Annotated in this window: 16 protein-coding genes and 1 other RNA gene; 9 read left to right on the top strand and 8 right to left on the bottom strand. The window is 64.4% G+C overall.

From position 1 onward, the window contains the following. Window positions 1-2 precede the first annotated feature (2 nt). Both ACN0V4_RS11750 and ACN0V4_RS11745 read left to right on the top strand, forming a co-directional pair. A complete protein-coding gene (locus ACN0V4_RS11750; RefSeq protein WP_417676257.1) occupies window positions 3-1,337 on the top strand; it encodes a sigma-54-dependent transcriptional regulator in 1,335 nt (444 codons plus the stop codon). 504 nt (window positions 1,338-1,841) lie between these two features. Next, complete coding sequence (locus ACN0V4_RS11745) at window positions 1,842-4,781, top strand: Rne/Rng family ribonuclease (protein ID WP_417676255.1); 2,940 nt, start codon at window positions 1,842-1,844, stop codon at window positions 4,779-4,781. A gap of 199 nt (window positions 4,782-4,980) precedes the next feature. On the opposite strand, the gene ACN0V4_RS11740 is transcribed toward ACN0V4_RS11745, so the two are convergent. Beyond that, window positions 4,981-5,232: a sulfurtransferase TusA family protein gene (locus ACN0V4_RS11740; RefSeq protein ID WP_417676398.1), complete on the bottom strand. Its 252-nt coding sequence runs from the start codon at window positions 5,230-5,232 to the stop codon at window positions 4,981-4,983. A 147-nt stretch (window positions 5,233-5,379) separates the two neighbouring features. Between ACN0V4_RS11740 and ACN0V4_RS11735 the strand changes: the two genes are divergently transcribed. The 3 genes from ACN0V4_RS11735 (at window position 5,380) to ACN0V4_RS11725 (ending at window position 8,806) form a co-directional block, all read left to right on the top strand. Then, window positions 5,380-6,132: a cytochrome c biogenesis CcdA family protein gene (locus ACN0V4_RS11735; protein WP_417676253.1), complete on the top strand. Its 753-nt coding sequence runs from the start codon at window positions 5,380-5,382 to the stop codon at window positions 6,130-6,132. A 71-nt stretch (window positions 6,133-6,203) separates the two neighbouring features. After that, window positions 6,204-7,442, top strand: a complete 1,239-nt coding sequence (locus ACN0V4_RS11730) for a hypothetical protein (protein ID WP_417676251.1) — start codon at window positions 6,204-6,206, stop codon at window positions 7,440-7,442. Then, on the top strand, window positions 7,439-8,806 hold the full coding sequence (locus ACN0V4_RS11725) for a cytochrome P450 (RefSeq protein WP_417676249.1): 1,368 nt from the start codon (window positions 7,439-7,441) through the stop codon (window positions 8,804-8,806). Before ACN0V4_RS11730 ends, ACN0V4_RS11725 begins: the two co-directional genes overlap by 4 nt. 51 nt (window positions 8,807-8,857) lie before the next feature. On the opposite strand, the gene ACN0V4_RS11720 is transcribed toward ACN0V4_RS11725, so the two are convergent. The 4 genes from ACN0V4_RS11720 to fumC are packed head-to-tail and all read right to left on the bottom strand — an operon-like array spanning window position 8,858 to window position 10,895. Further along, window positions 8,858-9,088, bottom strand: coding sequence for an N-(5'-phosphoribosyl)anthranilate isomerase (locus ACN0V4_RS11720; RefSeq protein ID WP_417676247.1), 231 nt, complete (start codon window positions 9,086-9,088; stop codon window positions 8,858-8,860). 24 nt (window positions 9,089-9,112) lie between these two features. Next, window positions 9,113-9,328 carry a ribbon-helix-helix domain-containing protein gene (locus tag ACN0V4_RS11715; protein WP_417676245.1) on the bottom strand — a complete coding sequence of 72 codons (216 nt, stop codon included), beginning with the start codon at window positions 9,326-9,328 and terminating at the stop codon, window positions 9,113-9,115. After that, the gene (locus ACN0V4_RS11710) at window positions 9,325-9,501 is read right to left on the bottom strand and encodes a DUF4169 family protein (RefSeq protein ID WP_417676243.1); all 177 of its coding nucleotides are present in this window, start codon (window positions 9,499-9,501) and stop codon (window positions 9,325-9,327) included. The genes ACN0V4_RS11715 and ACN0V4_RS11710 overlap by 4 nt, the downstream gene beginning before the upstream one ends. Beyond that, complete coding sequence (fumC, locus tag ACN0V4_RS11705) at window positions 9,501-10,895, bottom strand: class II fumarate hydratase (protein WP_417676241.1); 1,395 nt, start codon at window positions 10,893-10,895, stop codon at window positions 9,501-9,503. Before fumC ends, ACN0V4_RS11710 begins: the two co-directional genes overlap by 1 nt. Before the next feature lie 297 nt (window positions 10,896-11,192). On the opposite strand from fumC, the gene ACN0V4_RS11700 reads away from it, so the two are divergent. Next, window positions 11,193-11,753 (top strand): hypothetical protein, encoded by a 561-nt coding sequence (locus tag ACN0V4_RS11700; protein ID WP_417676239.1) that lies wholly within the window; start codon window positions 11,193-11,195, stop codon window positions 11,751-11,753. 50 nt (window positions 11,754-11,803) lie between these two features. Here ACN0V4_RS11700 and ACN0V4_RS11695 read toward each other — a convergent pair whose 3' ends face one another. The 3 genes from ACN0V4_RS11695 to ssrA form a co-directional block, all read right to left on the bottom strand. Then, window positions 11,804-12,283, bottom strand: coding sequence for an SspB family protein (locus tag ACN0V4_RS11695; protein WP_417676237.1), 480 nt, complete (start codon window positions 12,281-12,283; stop codon window positions 11,804-11,806). A gap of 134 nt (window positions 12,284-12,417) precedes the next feature. After that, window positions 12,418-12,849 (bottom strand): ester cyclase, encoded by a 432-nt coding sequence (locus ACN0V4_RS11690; protein WP_417676235.1) that lies wholly within the window; start codon window positions 12,847-12,849, stop codon window positions 12,418-12,420. A 94-nt stretch (window positions 12,850-12,943) separates the two neighbouring features. Continuing rightward, window positions 12,944-13,295: a transfer-messenger RNA gene (gene ssrA / locus ACN0V4_RS11685) on the bottom strand. A 56-nt stretch (window positions 13,296-13,351) separates the two neighbouring features. Between ssrA and ACN0V4_RS11680 the strand changes: the two genes are divergently transcribed. From ACN0V4_RS11680 to ACN0V4_RS11670, 3 genes are all read left to right on the top strand, one after another. Continuing rightward, window positions 13,352-14,053, top strand: coding sequence for a DinB family protein (locus tag ACN0V4_RS11680; protein ID WP_417676233.1), 702 nt, complete (start codon window positions 13,352-13,354; stop codon window positions 14,051-14,053). A gap of 115 nt (window positions 14,054-14,168) precedes the next feature. Continuing rightward, window positions 14,169-15,167 carry an acryloyl-CoA reductase gene (gene acuI / locus ACN0V4_RS11675; RefSeq protein ID WP_417676231.1) on the top strand — a complete coding sequence of 333 codons (999 nt, stop codon included), beginning with the start codon at window positions 14,169-14,171 and terminating at the stop codon, window positions 15,165-15,167. 207 nt (window positions 15,168-15,374) lie between these two features. Continuing rightward, window positions 15,375-15,776, top strand: a complete 402-nt coding sequence (locus tag ACN0V4_RS11670) for a universal stress protein (RefSeq protein ID WP_417676396.1) — start codon at window positions 15,375-15,377, stop codon at window positions 15,774-15,776. The last annotated feature ends 13 nt before the right edge of the window (window positions 15,777-15,789 follow it).

The following is a 15,789-nucleotide window of genomic DNA, read 5'->3' as shown; positions in this document are numbered from 1 at the left end:
CAATGGCACAGGCGATGAAAATTGCCATCGTGGACGATGAGCAGGACATGCGGCAGTCGATCAGCCAATGGCTGGCGCTGTCCGGCTATGACACCGAGACCTTCGCCCGCGCCGAGGATGCGCTGAAGGTGCTGGGGCCGGATTATCCCGGTATCGTGATCTCGGATATCAAGATGCCGGGCATGGACGGGATGCAATTCCTGAAAAAGCTGATGGGCAGCGACAGCGCCTTGCCGGTGATCATGATCACCGGGCACGGTGATGTGCCGATGGCGGTCGAGGCGATGCGGATCGGCGCCTTCGACTTTCTGGAAAAGCCGTTCAACCCGGACCGGATGTCGGAACTGGCCAAGCGCGCCGCCAATGCCCGCCGGCTGACGCTGGACAACCGCGCGCTCAGGAAGGAACTGAGCGACGGCACCCAGTTGATGAAGAAGCTGATCGGCTCCTCCCCGGTGATGGAGCGGCTGAAGGAGGATATCCTCGATCTTAGCCAGGCCGACGGCCATGTGCTGATCGAGGGGGAGACCGGCACCGGCAAGACGCTGGTGGCCCATGCGCTGCATGCCGCCGGCAGCCGCGCCGGCAAGCGGTTCGTGCTGATCTCTTGCGCCGCGCTCGAGGAGGACGCGCTGTCGAAACGCCTGTTCGGCCCGATGATGCCGGAGGATGCGCAACTTCCGGCGATCGAGGAGGCCCGCGGCGGCACCCTGGTGCTTGAGGGGATCGAGGCGCTGAGCGATGCGTTGCAGGCGCGCCTGCTGAGCGCCATCAACGAACAGGGGACGCCGGCGGAAACCCGGATCATCGCAATCTCCAACCTGCAGGAGGCCGGCAAGACCTGCGAGGACGTGCTGCGCCCCGACCTGTTCTATCGGCTGGCGGCGCTTAGGATCATCGTGCCGCCGCTGCGCCAGCGCGGCGAGGATATCCTGACCCTGTTCACCCGGCTGACCGAGCAGTTTTCCGAGGAATACGGCTGTGACGCCCCCAAGGTCAGCGCCCAGGAGGCCGCCCAGCTGCTGCAGGCGCCCTGGCCGGGCAATGTGCGCCAGTTGATCAATGTCGCCGAACGGGCGGTGCTGCAGTCGCGGCGCGGCTCGGGGACCATCGCCTCGCTTCTGATGTCCGATCATGAAGAGATGCAGCCGGTGATGACCACCGAAGGCAAGCCGCTGAAGGAATATGTCGAAGCCTTCGAACGGATGCTGATCGACAATACCATGCGCCGCCACAAGGGGTCGATCGGCAGCGTGATGGACGAGCTGTGTTTGCCGCGGCGCACGTTGAACGAAAAAATGGCGAAGTACGGCCTGCAGCGATCGGATTATCTTTGATCCGTAACCGATACTATCCACTTGCTTTTTGGGCCTCTGCGGGGGCGGTCTGGCGCGAAAGGACAACCTTTCGCGCCAAATTCATTTCCGCCGGCGGGAATTCCGTGGCGGGGGTGCAACAAGCCCATTGTATTTTCCCGACGCCTCCCCTTATGTTGTGGAAATGGGCATGGCGCGTTTGTGCCGCCCGAATTTTGGAGAGATTCGCTGTCCCAGCCTTGACCGGCCAAGTTCCGGAAGTCTGGGCAGACCGATAGCGCCCCTTGGTGGGCATATATTGCCCTTGCCGAACTTCGGCGGGGTGGCAGAACGGGCAGGAAACGGGGAGGACCCGACCTGTCGGAGAAGAACCGCGATGACGCGCGCGCGAGCATGGAGCACACAGGTTTCGGGTCCGTCCGACGGACTTGGCCGTGCGCCGTCAGACATCGCCCTGACAAGACTTCACTTCAGACGTACGCGTCCGCCTGGGCGGGTGCCGATGAGGTGGTGCAACAAGGACATATGGCAAATAAAATGCTCATTGACGCCACCCACGCGGAAGAAACCCGCGTCGTGGTGGTGGACGGCAACAAGGTCGAGGAATTCGACTTTGAATCCGAAAATAAGCGGCAGCTCGCCGGCAACATCTATCTGGCAAAGGTAACGCGGGTCGAACCCTCGTTGCAGGCGGCTTTCGTCGATTACGGCGGCAACCGTCATGGCTTTCTGGCGTTCTCGGAAATCCATCCCGATTACTATCAGATCCCGGTCGCCGACCGCGAAGCTCTGATGGCCGAGGAACAGGCTTATGCCGATGCCATGCGCGCCCGCGATGATGATGACGACAAGGGCCCGAAGACCAGCTCGAAAAGCCGGAGCAAATCCTCCTCCTCGAGATCGAGGAGCAAGACCAAAGCCGAGGATCTGAAATCCGCTGATGCCGTCGAGACCAAAGAGGTCGAGGCCGAAATCAGCGGCATGGAAATGATCGACTTCTCCGAGCCGGAAGAGGGCGCGGAGGAGGTTTTCGCTCTGCCTGAGGGCAGCGATCCGCTCGAAGGCAGCTCGCCGATGGAGCGGGTGGGCGACACCCCCGTCGAAGAGCCCGGCGAGGAAGCCTCGGCGGCAGCGGCGGATTTTGCTCAGGCCGAGACCGAAGAGTCCGAGGACGAGGACGAAGACGACGGTCGTGAAGAGCAAGGCGAAAGCCGCTCTGATGCCGCCTCGAAAGACGATTCCATCGAATCCGTCGCCGATGACGACGATCACGAGGACATTCGTCCGCCGCGCAAACCGCGGCCGCGTCGCTACAAGATTCAAGAGGTGATCAAGGTCCGGCAGATCATGCTGGTCCAGGTCGTCAAGGAAGAGCGCGGCAACAAGGGCGCGGCGCTGACCACCTATCTGTCGCTGGCTGGCCGCTATTGCGTGCTGATGCCCAATACCGCCCGTGGTGGCGGCATCTCGCGCAAGATCACCAATACCACCGACCGCAAGAAACTTAAGGAAATCGCCGCCGAGATCGACGTGCCGCGGGGCGCCGGTCTGATCATCCGCACCGCCGGTGCCAAGCGCACCAAGGCCGAGATCAAGCGCGATTACGAATATCTGCAACGCCTCTGGGAACAGATCCGCGAACTGACGCTGCAATCCATCGCGCCGGTCAAGATCTATGAGGAAGGCGATCTGATCAAACGCTCGATCCGCGACCTCTATAATCGCGACATCGACGAGGTTCTGGTCGAGGGCGAGCGTGGCTATCGCATCGCCAAGGACTTCATGAAGATGATCATGCCGTCCCACGCCAAGAACGTGCAGCAATATGCCGATCAGATGCCGCTGTTCGCGCGCTATCAGGTCGAAAGCTATCTCAGCTCGATGTTCAACCCGGTGGTACAGCTGAAATCCGGCGGCTATCTGGTGATCGGCGTGACCGAGGCTCTGGTCGCCATCGACGTCAACTCTGGCCGGGCCACCAAGGAAGGCTCGATCGAGGAGACTGCGCTCAAGACCAACCTGGAGGCCGCCGAAGAGGTCGCCCGCCAGCTGCGTCTGCGCGACCTTGCCGGTCTGATCGTCATCGACTTCATCGACATGGACGAGCGCAAGAACAACGCCGCCGTCGAGAAGCGGCTGAAGGACAAGCTCAAGACCGATCGCGCCCGCATCCAGGTCGGCCGCATCTCGGGCTTCGGCTTGCTTGAAATGTCGCGTCAGCGTCTGCGTCCCGGCATGATCGAGGCGACGACCCAGCCGTGCCCGCATTGCCATGGCACCGGGCTGATCCGCTCCGACGACAACCTGGCGCTGAACATCCTGCGCCAGATCGAAGAGGAAGGCGTGCGCCGCCGTTCGCGCGAAGTGCTGGTGAAGGTGCCGGTGGGCATCGCTAACTTCCTGATGAACCAGAAACGCGAGCATGTCGCCCAGATCGAAACCCGCTATGGTCTTTCGGTCCGGATCGAGGGCGACCCGCGTCTGATTAGCCCGGATTTCTCGATCGAGAAATTCAAGACCGCTTCGCGCGTGGTGCCCGAACCGGTGGCGCCGGTGGTGTCGGTCGACACCTCGCTGATGGATCAGGTCGACAGTGACGCCGAGGCCGAGTTTGAGGACGAGGATGAGGTCGAAGAGACCACCGCACCCTCGACCACCGCACCTTCGACCGCCAGCACTGGCGACGAGGTCGGCAAGCCCAAGCGCAAGCGTCGCCGGCGGCGGCGGCGGCCGTCGTCTTCGTCGAAATCCGACAGCTATCAGGGCGATGAGTCCGAGGCCGAGGAGACTGGCGAAGAAGGCGACGAGGCAGAAGACCTGACCGTGGAAGAATCGGGCCCGGCCGAGGCCGAGACCGAGGCGCCCGCGCCGGTCGAAGCGGCCGCAGAGCCGGAAGCCGAAGCCGCGGCAGAGGCGCCGGCCGAGAAGCCGAAGTCGACCCGCAGCAGCAGCCGGTCGCGTTCCTCCTCCTCGCGCTCGCGCAGCAAGTCGAGCAGCAAGAAGAAGACCGAGGAGGCTGCGGAAACCGTGGCCGAGACCGGGGGCGAAGCCGCGGTGCCGGCTGCCGAAACGCTTGAGGCGCCGGCAGCGGAGGCCGAGGTCACTGCGGTGGAGACGGCGGTACAGGCTGAAACGCCTGAGGTCGCCGTTGCCGCTGAGGTCGAGGTGATCGCCACCCCCGAGGTCGAGATGGCCGAGGTGGAGCCTGCCGCCGAGCCTTTGCCTGAGGCCCCGGCAGAGCCTGCAGTCGAGGCGCCGGTCGCCGTGGCCGAGGCGCCGGTCGCCGTGGCCGAGACGCCGGTCGCCGAGGAACCTGCGGCCCAGCCGGCCGAGGTCGAACCCGAGGTCGCCGCTGCGGCCGAGCCGGAGCTGCAAGCTGCCGAGGCAACCGCGGCGGAACCCGCCGAGTCCGAAGACCCCAACAAGCCCAAGCGGCGCGGCTGGTGGTCGGCTGGCGGCAACTAAGCCCAGATCATCGGGCCCCGGATCGAAAGGTCCGGGGCCTTTTTCTTGGCCCGCCAGATCGCGCACGCGCCCCGGAGCTGCGGGCGCGGCGGGGCCCGCGCGGCTCCAAGCCCTTTTTCTAGCTGAAAATATCCCGGGGGAGGTGCCGCAGGCACCGGGGGCAGCGCCCCCATTGCAGGGGGCGACGTGCGAACCGGCCTCAGAGTGCCTTGCGGATCAGATAGGCCTGATGCCCGTCCAGCTCCTCACAGCCCAGGAACGCATGCCCGGACTGGTTGCAGAAATGCGGCACGTCGATCACTGCCGCCGGATCGCTGGCCAGAAGCCGCAGCACCGCGCCGGGCGCTAGGGCCTGCAGCCGCTTGCGCGCGCGCAGCACCGGCAGCGGGCAGAGCAGCCCCAGGGCGTCGACCGTCTCGGCAATCTCGATCTGGGCGTTTTCGTCATCCATGCCGGAGCGATAGGACAGAGCCACGCCCCTGTCTACGTCTGATCCGCGCCGAGGGCCGCCGCGCGGCAGCCAACCATCGCCTGACATTTGCGCGATGCGACGCCATGGCCCCGTGACCGAGCGGCCGCGATCGCCTATGTCTTCGCCATGTTCGGAATCGATATCTTCGACGCAGGCCTGATCCCTGCCATGGTCGCGGCGCTGGCCGCCGGCATCGTCAGCTTCCTGTCGCCCTGCGTGCTGCCCATCGTGCCACCCTATCTGGCCTATATGAGCGGCGTCTCGGTGACCGAGCTGAGCCAGGGGCAGGCGGCGCGTAACAAGGCGCTGCTCCCGGCGCTGTTCTTCGTGCTGGGCCTCTCCACGGTCTTTCTCTTCCTCGGCTTCACCGCCTCGGCGATCGGCACGCTGTTTCTGCAGTATCAATCCGTCTTCAACACGGTTGCGGGCATTCTGGTGATGATCTTCGGGGCGCATTTCATCGGCGTCTATCGCATTGGCTTTCTCGACCGCGAGGCGCGGATCGACGTCGGTGACCGGGGGGGCAGCGCGCTCGGCGCCTATGTGCTGGGGCTCGCCTTCGCCTTCGGCTGGACCCCCTGCATCGGCCCGCAACTGGGCGCCATCCTGTCGCTGGCCGCCTCCGAGGCCTCGGTCGCGCGGGGCACGCTGCTGCTGGCGGTCTATGCGCTCGGGCTCGGCATTCCCTTCCTGCTGGTCGCCGCCTTCCTGCCGCGGCTCACCGGGCTGATGAGCTGGATGAAGCGCCATATGGAGCGGATCGAACGGATCATGGGGCTGCTGTTGTGGACCATCGGGCTGTTGATGCTCACCGGGGGATTTTCCACCTTCTCCTACTGGCTGCTGGAAACTTTCCCCGGCCTCGCGCTCCTGGGCTGAGACTGCCTCGGCCGGGTCTTACTCTTGCCCCAAAACGCGGTTAACCTCGGTCCAGGTCAGACGAGGGCGGCATGAGCGGCGATCAGGATGGGCAGCGGGATGCGGGGCGCCGGGTGCGCCGGCGGCGGGTGTTCTATATCCCCGGCTATGACCCGATCCATCCGCGCCGCTATCGCGAGCTCTATCGCAAGGAAGGCGCCGCCCAGGCCACGATCTCGGGCTATGAGATCACACTGAAACCCAAGGCCACCGCCGGCCCCTATGGCTGGCAGGTCGCGGCGCGGATCGAGGGGGCCGAGGTCGCCGCCGATGTCGAGGTCTTGGTGTGGTCGGATATCGTGCGCGACAGCATGTCGAATTCAATTGCGGCGACCTATCTGCAATTGCTGCAAACCGCCTGGGCCTATATCGCCAGCGGCGCGCTCTGGCGGTTGATGCGGCTGCGCAAGGGTCCGGTGATCGCCGCGCTCTACCCGGTGGGGATGCTGCTGGGACAGGCGCTGTTGGCGCTGTTGCTGATCTGGGCCCTGGCGCGTCTCGGCGCGGCGCTCGCGCCTTTGGCCGGCTGGATCGGCGCGGTGATCGGCGCCGGGCTGGGCGTGGCGCTTCTGCGCTGGTTCAAGGGCAAGGATGGCAAGTTCTTCGCCTATTACCTGATGCATGACTACGCCTATTCCGCCCGTCACCGCGGCGCCAATCCGCCGGAGCTGGAAGCGCGGATGACGGAGTTCGGCGATCGCATCGCCGCGGCGCTGCACAGCGATGTCGATGAGGTTCTGGTGGTCGGCCATTCCTCGGGGGCGCATCTGGGCGTTTCGGTCCTGGCCGATCTGATCCGACAGGGAAGGGTGCCGGCCGAGGGCCCGGCGCTGGGGTTTCTGAGCCTGGGGCAGGTGGTGCCCATGGTCTCCTTCCTGCCGGATGCCTGGCGGCTCAGGGCCGATCTGGCCTATCTTTCGGCGCGTCGGGAACTGACCTGGGTCGATGTCTCCGCCCCCGGCGACGGCTGCGCCTTCGCGCTCTGCGATCCGGTGGGGGTGAGCGGCGTGGCGCCCGGTGACAAATGCTGGCCGCTGGTGGTCTCTGCCGCCTTCACCCAGACGCTGAGTGCCGCGCGTTGGAAGGCGTTGCGCTGGCGTTTCTTCCGGCTGCATTTCCAGTATCTCTGCGCCTTCGACCGACCGGGGGATTACGATTACTTCCGCATCACCGCCGGCCCCCTGACGCTGGCGGATCGCTATCGCGACCGGGTGCCGTCGAAATCGCGGATCGAACATCCGGTGTCGAAATACACGAGCGTCGCACCATGACCGAGCTGCCGCCGAAACCGCCGTCCCGGCCCGATCGCGTGTCGCTCTGGCGTTATCTGAGGCTGTTCAAGGCCGATATCCTCTCGGCCCAGCCGGCGCGGCTCTATCGCGCCTGGATGGCCGAATTCCGCACGCCCTTCTTCCGCTCCTTCCTGCTGAACCAGCCCGATCTGGTGAAGACCGTGCTGAAGGAGCGACCCGACGATTTCCCCAAGTCCGAGCGGATCGGAGAGGGGCTGAGGCCGCTTCTGGGCCAGTCAGTGTTCCTGACCAATGGCGCGGTGTGGAAACGTCAGCGTCGGATCATCGACCCGGCCTTCGAGGGCGGCCGGCTGCGGGATACCTTTCCGGCCATGTGGGCGGCGGGCGAGGCCGCCGTGGCGCGGTTGGATCGTCAGGTGGAAGGCGCCGGTGGCGCCCCGATCGAGGTGGAGGAGGTCACCAGCCACGCCGCCGCCGATGTGATCTTTCGCACCCTCTTTTCCATTCCCATCGAGCATGAGGTCGCGGCCGAGGTCTTCTCCCGCTTCCGGGCCTATCAGCGCGCCCAGCCGATTTTGAACCTGGCCGCCTTTGTGCCGCTGCCGCGCTGGGTGCCGCGGTTCTATCCCAGGGGAACGCGCGCCAACGCCAGGATCATCCGCGACCTGATCCGTCGGCTGACGGCGGAGCGGATGGCGGAGATCGGGGCGGGGACCGCGCCCGACGATCTGGCGACCAAGATCATGACCACGCTGGACCCGGTGACCGGCGAGGGCTTCGACACCGAGGAGATGGTTGACCAGGTGGCGATCTTCTTCCTCGCCGGTCACGAGACCAGCGCCTCTGCCCTGGCCTGGACGCTCTATCTGATGGCGATGTTCCCCGACTGGCAGGAACGGCTGGCCGAGGAGGCCGAAGGGCTTGAACCCGAGTTCGCCGCCGTCTCGAGGCTGCGCCTCAGCCGTGATGTGTTCCGCGAGGCGCTGCGCCTTTATCCACCGGTGCCGATGATGGTGCGCGAGGCGAGCTGTCCCGAGCGGTTCCGCGACCGCGATGTGCCGAAGGGCTCGCAACTGGTGCTGAGCCCCTGGCATCTGCACCGGCATGAACGGCTGTGGGACAATCCCGATGGCTTCGATCCGACCCGTTGGCAGACCGAGAATGGCAAGCAGTGTCAACGCGAGGCCTATATCCCATTCTCGGCCGGTCCCCGGGTCTGTACCGGCGCCGGTTTTGCCATGGTCGAGGGGCCGCTGATCTTGTCGATGCTGCTGCGCCGCTTCCGGGTTGAACGGGTGGCGGGGAGGGAGCCGGTGCCGGTGGCGCATCTGACGGTGCGGGCGCAGGACGGCATTTGGCTGAAGATCAGCCGGCGGGATTAAGGCCAAGAAAATTCGAATTTTCTTGGCAAATTTCTTCGAAGAAATTTGCGGTCAGCGAATGACGCGGACCGGTTCCTGATTGCAGAAGATGACGATCTGGCCGGCGTTTTCCACCGCATGAAAGCCGCGCCGGGCCAGTTCCGCCTCGAACCGCATCCGGCCGACCAGCCGTTCGATGTCGCGCGCCTGACGGCGGATCACCCCGCCTTCGCAGGCGGCGCGGGAGCTGAACAGTTGGTACAGCCATTTCTCGGGGTGGAGGTTGGGCGAAAGCTGGGTCATGGCCGGAAGTTTTCCGCAGCGTGCTTAACGCGCCCTTAATCGGCGCAGCACATAGAGCCGGATGGCCGAGGCGAGCCCGGTGTCGGTGCCGCGTTCGGCGTCGATCTCGGTCGCCAGCTCATTGAGCGCGCGACCCTCGTCGGCGGCGATTTCGCGGAAGGCGGCCCAGAATTCGTCCTCGAGCGAGACGCTGGTGCGATGCCCGCGCAATGTCAGGGAATGTTTCTTCGGTCGGCTCATTCGTCCGCCGCGTGGCTGTCCAGATCGCGGGCGGCCTTCTCGGCGCGGGCGCGGTCCAGATCCTTTTCGGCCTTGCTACGGCCGAACTTCACGGCGTTCTGGTCGGCGCGGGCCTTTTGGTCGGCCCGCGCCTTGTCCTTGCGATACCGGTTCAGATTGACCGGCTTGCCCATCAGCCCTTCGGACCGATCATGTCTTCGGGGCGCACCACCGCGTCGAAGGTCGCCTCGTCGACGAAGCCGAGGTTGATCGCCTCTTCCTTCAGCGTGGTGCCGTTCTTGTGCGCGGTCTTGGCGACCTTGGTGGCATTGTCATAACCGATGGTCGGCGCCAGCGCGGTGACCAGCATCAGGCTTTCCTTCATCAGCTTCTCGATGCGCGGCTCGTTGGCCTGAATGCCGTTCAGCATCCGCTCGGTAAAGCTGTCGGCGGCATCGCCCAGAAGCTGGATCGACTGCAGCAGGTTATAGGCCATCATCGGGTTGTAGACGTTCAGCTCGAAATGCCCCTGGCTGCCGGCGAACTTGATCGCCGCGTCATTGCCCATGATATGGGCGGCGACCTGGGTCAGCGCCTCGGCCTGGGTCGGGTTCACCTTGCCCGGCATGATCGAGGAACCGGGCTCGTTTTCCGGCAGGATCAGCTCGCCCAGACCCGAGCGCGGGCCGGAGCCCAGGAAGCGGATGTCGTTGGCGATCTTGTAGCAGGAGCCGGCCACGGTGGCGATGGCGCCCGACATGAAGACCATGGCGTCATGCGCCGCCAGCGCCTCGAATTTGTTGGGGGCGGTGACGAAGGGCAGGCCGGTGATCTCGGTCATATTGGCAGCGACGGTTTCGCCCCAGCCCGGCTTGGTGTTCAGCCCGGTGCCCACTGCAGTGCCGCCCTGCGCCAGCTCATAGATGCCCGGCAGCGCCACCTTGATGCGGCCGATGCCCTGGCGGATCTGATGGGCATAGCCCGAGAATTCCTGACCCAGCGTCAGCGGCGTCGCGTCCTGGGTGTGGGTGCGGCCAATCTTGATGATGTCCTTGAATTCTTCCGACTTGGCTTCGAGCCCGGCCAGCAGCTTTTCCAGACCCGGCAGCAGCACGTCGCGGATGGTCATGCCGGCGGCCAGGTGCATGGCGGTGGGGAAGGTGTCGTTCGACGACTGGCCCATGTTGCAGTGGTCGTTCGGGTGCACCGGGTTCTTCGACCCGATCACGCCGCCCAGGATCTCGATCGCGCGGTTGGCGATCACCTCGTTGGCGTTCATGTTCGACTGGGTGCCCGATCCGGTCTGCCAGACCACCAGCGGGAAGTTGTCGTCGAACTTGCCGTCAATCACCTCGGTCGCGGCCTGGATGATGGCATCGGCCAGTTTCGGATCCAGGCTGCCGCTGGCCTTGTTGGCGATGGCGCAGGCCTTCTTGATCACGCCGAGCGCCCGCACGATGGCGACGGGCTGCTTTTCCCAGCCGATCGGGAAGTTCATCACCGAACGCTGGGTCTGCGCGCCCCAATATTTGTCGGCGGGAACTTCGAGCGGGCCGAAGCTGTCGGTTTCGGTACGGGTTTGGGACATCTGTGCACTCCGTCTCGTAGGCTAATGTCTGGTATGCGGCTGCATGCCGTCTAGCCGCCCGACGCGCGGGGTTCAATCGGCCAGTTGCGCGCAGCATAATTTCTTCTGCGGGCAGGGGCCAGCGGGCAAGCGGCTGTGCCGATCCGACAGGCGAATTTGCGCGAAGGGCGATATCGGCGATTGTTCCGGCGCGCGCAGAGGGTAAACTGGTTCAAGGTGAGTTGGCGTGAAACAACATTCCCCGGCCACCGGGGCAGTGGCGCGCTGCGGGGCAATTGAAAGGGTTGGGAAATGCGCATGATCTCCTTGCGGTGGCCGACGTTCTGGCTGGGGATGCTGACGGCGCTGGTGCTTTCGGCGACCGCCTGGGCCGCTGGCGCCGATGAGGATAATCCGATCGTCCCCTTTGTCGGCAATTACGTCGGATCGGCAGAGGTGCTGTCGGTGGATGGCGGGCGCATTCCCCGCGACATGAGCGTCAGTATCCGCGCCGTCGATGACGGGTTCACGGTTCAATGGACCTCGATCACCCACAAGCCGGACGGGCGGCTGAAGGAGAAATCCTATTCCATCGACTTCAAACCCTCCGAGCGGGGGGGGATCTATTCGGCGGCGATGCGGCGCAATGTCTTCGGTCACGAGGTGCAGCTCGACCCGATGAAGGGGGAGCCCTTCGTCTGGGGGCGCATTCACGACCAGACGCTGACGATCTATTCGCTGTTTGTCGACGAGCAGGGTGGTTATGAGCTGCAGCAATTCGACCGGACCCTGACCGAAGACGGGCTGGTGCTGGAATTCACCAACCTGCGCAACGGCGACAAGCAACGCTCGGTCGCCACCTTCCTGAAACGACAATAGCCCGCACCCCTTTCGGGGCACGGGCCTGAAACCTGGCCGGCTGGCCTGAGTTACTTCCGGAAACTGTCGAGAGAGACCACGTCTGCATCGGTGCGCGCCGGCGCCTCGGCGCTGTCACGCGGGCCGGTCGGCTCTGCCTGGTCTTCGGGGGCGAGCGGTTCGTCGTCTTCCTCATCCTCGGCGGCCTCGAAGCGAAGGCCAAATTCCACCGAAGGATCAACGAAGGTCTTGATCGCGTCGTAGGGGATATAGATCGGTTCCGGCGAGTCGCCGAAGTTCAGCGTGACGGAAAACCCGTCGTCGCCGACCTCGAGATTCTCGTACCAGTGCTGCATCACCACCGTCATCTCATGCGGATAACGTTCGGCCAGCCAGTCGGCGATGCGGACATCGGGGTGGGTGGTATCGAAGGTGATGAAAAAATGGTGTGCCCCGGGTAGTCCGTTGGCCTGCACGTCTTTCAGCACGGCACGGATCAGGCCGCGCATCGCCTGATGCATCAGGTTTCCGTAATCAATATTACGCGCCATCATCGCACTCCATCAGTCTTGCGCCCAGCATAGGGGATTCGGAGAGAAACGAAAGACCTCTGAGTGGGAGGTCGCGAGATTGACTCGGCCTCTCTCTCTGCCATGCGATCGCAGCCCCCCGGTGGAGCCTTGCGTTAGGCCCAGTCCAGCTTGTGCCCGGTCAGGAAGATGGTCAGCGAATCCGGCGGCACCAGTCCGAGTTGTTCGAAGAAGGCGAGATAATCGAAGTGGTTATAGGCTTCGACCATCTTGTCGCCGCTGAAGCGCAACATCACCTGGCCCGCAACCTCGATCGGGGCGCCGTTGTCGGCGCGCGAAGTCCGAAAGCGCATCATCGCGGCCAGCCAGTCATCCTGTTCGACGGTCTTGAGGATGTTCACCTCGATCTCGCCGACATGGTTGCGCAGCACGCTGACCAGTTCGCGGAAATCCTTCGGGCCGATCTGCATCTGCGGCACGACGCCGCTGGTTATCGCGTCGGGAGTGAATAGATCGTCGATCGCCTCGAGATTGCCTTTGCGCCAAACCTCCTCGCACCAACGCTGCAACACTTCAATCTTGGTCATGAACGACTCCCAGCTCTTTGCGATTGAAGCATTACGCCAATCTCTCAACAAAAACTGAACGACTTTTATGTAAACAGGGGGAGGAAGGCAGGAAAGTGCAGGTTTCTGTTGCCAGGTACCTGCGAACCCCGCCTTACGCTGCTAGGCGCAAGGGCTTAGATTTCGATACCTCGAACTGCTTACGCAGCCAGAGCCATCGGAGCACGATTGTTGTTGGCAATTGTACTTTTCGGACCGATAACGGTGGTACCTCACCGAGACAAAGCAATCCCCTTTAGACGTTCGTCGATCCTATTTCGGCCCCATGACCCGCCAACAACGGGTGATTTGGTGGAGCCGCCGGGTACCGCCCCCGGGTCCGAGCCGCTTATTACGAGCGCGTTTATGTCCATAGTCCCCGAGGGGACAGGTTGAATATAGGCGGAGCAGACGGCGATTTGAAGGGGTAATCGTCCATCGCAACCTGGCCCGCATCATCGCCGGTTTCGCGGCTTGCAAGGCCGTGGACGACGGCCGGGGGCCGCCTGGCATCAAGGGCAAGCGATTGCGCGGCCTGCCATCTGCGCCGGGGCGGGTCGGGGGGCTCGATCCTGCGAGATCGGAGGGTGGGTGGGAAATTCCCGATTTCCTTTCGCGGGCGTTTGCGGAAACCTGTTGCCCGGAACAGCAGATGGCGAGTCGCCGCAGGGGAGAGATTTGGCCGATGGTCGGACCTGAATATTGTCGCGAAATGGCCCGTTATAACCGCTGGCAGAATGGTCAGCTCGACACCCTGCTGCGTCCGCTGCCGCGGGAAGAGCTGACACGCGACCGCGGCGCCTTCTTCAAATCGCTGCTGGGCACGCTGAACCATCTGCTCTGGGCCGACCTGACGTGGATGTCGCGCATCGACGGCGGTGCACGGCCAACGGGCGGGATTGCTGAAAGCACTGGCCTTTGTCCGACCTTCGGCGCCTGGAGCGCCGAGCGGTTCCGCACCGACGGGCGCATCCTGCGATGGGCCGAACGTGTCAGCAATGTCGACCTGAGAGGGGATTTGGTCTGGTATTCGGGGGCGACGGGGCGGCAGATGGTCAAGCCGCTGGCGCTTTGCGTGGCGCATATGTTTAATCATCAGACCCACCACAGGGGTCAGATCCATGGAATGCTGACAGCATCGGACCTGGCGGCGCCGGTCAGCGATCTGATCTTCATGCCGGCGTGAGGGGCGGCACCGCCTGACCCGAGCCGAGGCCATGGGCGGGCTCGGCGGAAGCCCCCGGGGGGCGATTTTGACAAAGGAAAAGCGGGCACGGGCGCGCTTTTGGAGAGGAGACGACATGACATTCAACGCACTCGTGGTCGAGAAGGACGAGGAGAGCGGCAAGACTTCCGCCGCCGTCAAATCGATCGAGCTGGACGATCTGCCTGAGGCGGAGGTTCTGGTCGCGGTCGACTATTCCACCGTCAACTACAAGGACGGGCTGTGCCTCGGGCCGGGTGGCGGATTGGTGCGGAAGTATCCGCATGTGCCGGGCATCGACTTCGCCGGCACCGTAGAGCAGAGCGCCGATCCGCGTTACAAGCCTGGCGACAAGGTGGTGCTGACCGGCTGGCGCGTGGGCGAGGCGCATTGGGGCGGCTATGCCCAGAAGGCGCGGGTCAAGGCCGATTGGCTGGTGCCCTTGCCCGAGGGGCTGACGACGCGGGCGGCGATGGCGGTGGGCACTGCCGGGCTGACCGCGATGCTGGCGGTGATGGCGTTGGAGGATCATGGGCTGAAGCCCGGGCATGGGCCGGTGCTGGTGACCGGGGCCGCCGGCGGTGTCGGTTCGGTCGCGACCGCCATTCTTGCGCATCTGGGTCATGAGGTGGCCGCGGTCACCGGTCGGCCGGAGCAGGAAGACTACCTCAGGGGCTTGGGCGCCACCCAGATCGTGGCGCGAGAGGAGTTGACCGAGGTCACCCGCAAGCCGCTGGAGAGCGAGCAATGGGCCGGCTGCGTCGATGCGGTGGCCGGCGTCATGCTGGGCCGGGTGCTGAAGCAGATGAAATATGGCTGTTCGGTCGCCGCCATCGGTCTGGCCGGGGGCGCCGCGATCGAGGGCGCGCTGATCACCCCCTTCATCCTGCGCGGCGTCAACCTTCTGGGCATCGACAGCGTGATGCAGCCCTATGACAACCGGCTGCGCGCCTGGGCCCGCATCGCTCGCGATCTGCCGATAGACAAGCTGGAGGCGATGGTGCTGCCGGCCACATTGAGCGATCTGCCGGCGCTTGGCGCGGCGATCCTGAAGGGGCAGGTCAAGGGGCGCGTCGTCGTCGATGTGAACGCCTGATCAGGGCGTGATCTTCCGCCCCATGTCGTAAGCCGCGGCCAAAGGGTCGCGGCTTTTTTGCATTCCGGGGCAATTGCCTATAAAGTGAGCATACGGACCGAGGCCGGCTGGCAGGCCCGGACCGGGTACGTCCGGGTAATTCAGCCGGTCTCCTCCCCTTGAAACCGACAATAAGAAGGAGGCGACAGACCGTTGTTTTCGAAAATCATGATGCCTGTGGATCTTGCCCATCTGGGGCCCCTGAGACGGGCGCTGGATGTGGCTGCGGACCTGGCGACCCATTATGGGGCCACCGTGGTCTATGCCGGGGTGACCGCCCAGACGCCGGGGGCGCTGGGGCACAACCCGAAGGAATTTTCTGCCAGGCTCGACGCCTTCGTCGCCGAAGAGAGTCGCGCCCATGGGGTCACGGCGGAGGCGCTGGCGCTGACCAGCCACGACCCCCGCATTGATCTGGACCGCACGCTGATCAAGGCCCTGGAGGAAATCGGGGCCGATCTGGTGGTGATGGCCAGCCATATTCCCAATCTGACCGATTACATCTGGCCGTCGAACGGCGGGGCGCTCGCTGCTCATGCGAAAACCTCGGTCATGATCGTGCGCGGCTGAGCCGCGGGAAATT

It is taken from the genome of Pseudodonghicola sp. (genome assembly GCF_048268305.1).
Lineage (GTDB): Bacteria > Pseudomonadota > Alphaproteobacteria > Rhodobacterales > Rhodobacteraceae > Pseudodonghicola.
Note: the sequence above shows the minus strand (reverse complement) of the source record. Positions and strands in the feature narration are given on the sequence as shown.